Source organism: Falsiroseomonas oryziterrae (assembly GCF_021864505.1).
Lineage (GTDB): Bacteria > Pseudomonadota > Alphaproteobacteria > Acetobacterales > Acetobacteraceae > Falsiroseomonas > Falsiroseomonas oryziterrae.
Genome location: NZ_JAKJIB010000561.1, coordinates 1 through 1,451, shown reverse-complemented (window position 1 = coordinate 1,451; position 1,451 = coordinate 1). Strand labels below are relative to the sequence as shown.

2 protein-coding genes are annotated in these 1,451 nt (G+C 74.6%); both read left to right on the top strand.

Annotation, left to right across the window (positions count from 1 at the left end; translation table 11 throughout):
* Positions 1–761: DUF445 domain-containing protein (locus L2I40_RS23150; RefSeq protein WP_237217711.1), on the top strand; the 761-nt coding region annotated here is incomplete at its 5' end.
* Positions 762–877: 116 nt separating this feature from the next.
* Positions 878–1,451 (top strand): hypothetical protein (locus L2I40_RS23145; RefSeq protein ID WP_456305765.1); only part of this gene is annotated, 574 nt, incomplete at its 3' end.

The following is a 1,451-nucleotide window of genomic DNA, read 5'->3' as shown; positions in this document are numbered from 1 at the left end:
CCGCCCAGGTGGTGGCGCGCGCGCTGACCGCGCTGATCGAGGGCGGGCGGCACCAGGAGGTCTTCGGCCTGGCCGTCGGGCAGCTCAAGGTCCTGCTGGCGGCGAAGGAGGACCAGCTCAAGGAGGCGATCGCCGCGCGGGTGCGTGCGGAGGGCGGCGCGCTGGTCGGCTGGCTTGCGGGTGCGACCATCGCGCGCCGCGTGCTCGGCGCGCTGAACCACGAGCTGGAGCGGGTCGAGCCCGGCGATTCCGACCTCCGCCAGGCCTTCGAGGCCTGGATCCGCGCCGAGATCGCACGGATGGAGGAGGACCCCGAGCGCGCCGCGGCGATCGGCCGCGCGGTGCGCGAGGCGCTCGGCCATCCCGCCGTCGCCGCCTGGCTCGGCGACGTCTGGCAGCGGCTGCGGGCGGGGATCGAGGCCGATGCCGCGAACCCGAATGGACGCACGGTCGAGATCATCGCCGGCATGCTCGGCAATCTCGGCGAGATGCTGGCGACCGACGAGGCGGCGCGGGCGCGGCTGAACCGCGCGGCGGAGGGCGTGCTGATCGCGCTGCTGCCCAACGCGCGCGCGCAGCTGAGTGACTTCATCGCCGGCGTGGTGCGCAGCTGGGACACCGCGACGGTGACGGAGAAGATCGAGCTGCGCGTCGGCAAGGACCTCCAATACGTCCGCATCAACGGCACGCTGGTCGGCTTCCTCGTCGGCGGCGCGCTCTTCGCGCTGCTGACGGCGCTCTTCGGCCGGGTCTCGGTGTAGCCGCGGCGCGCGCTCACGCAGGCGTGGCGCAAGGCAGCGAAACGACCGCGAAAATCGTATACTAATTCTGCCCGAGCCGCGTTTGTCTCCCTGCGATCCGGAGCGGGGAGACACGCATGACCTTCATCGGGCGGCTGCGGCGGCTGGCAGGCGGCGGCAAGGCCAGGGATGGCGACGCGTCCTTCCTCGAGGCGCCGAGCCCCCTCTCCCTCACGGCGCGGGAGGAGGCGGAGAGCCTGGCGCGCTGGCGCGCGGCGGAGCAGGGCCGGCGGCGCCCGGATGCGCCGAGCCTCGGCGAACTTGCCCTCGTCGCCGGCTTCGCGGCCTCCTTCGTCGGTCTGGGCCAGGCGCAACGCGCCGGCTGGCTGGGCGAGACCGGCGACGAGACGGCGCTCGCGCTGGCGAGCCTGGGCGAGGTGACGGTCGAGCTTCCCCGAGAACTGCGGCTCGAGGCACGGGATCTCGCCTCCATCCTGGCAGAGGAAGCGCAGGCGACGGGCGCGACGATCATGGGGCCTTTCCCGCTGGCCTCGGCCGGTCCCCTGACCGGCACCGATCCCTGGCGCGCCGAGCCGGAGACAGCCTGGCGCGCGGCGCCGGAGGCAGTGGCGGCGCCGCCCACCGCCTCCGCCCCGTCGCCCGCGGCCGCGCCCGAGATCGTCGTGGCGGTCGGGCCGACGCGCGATCCCG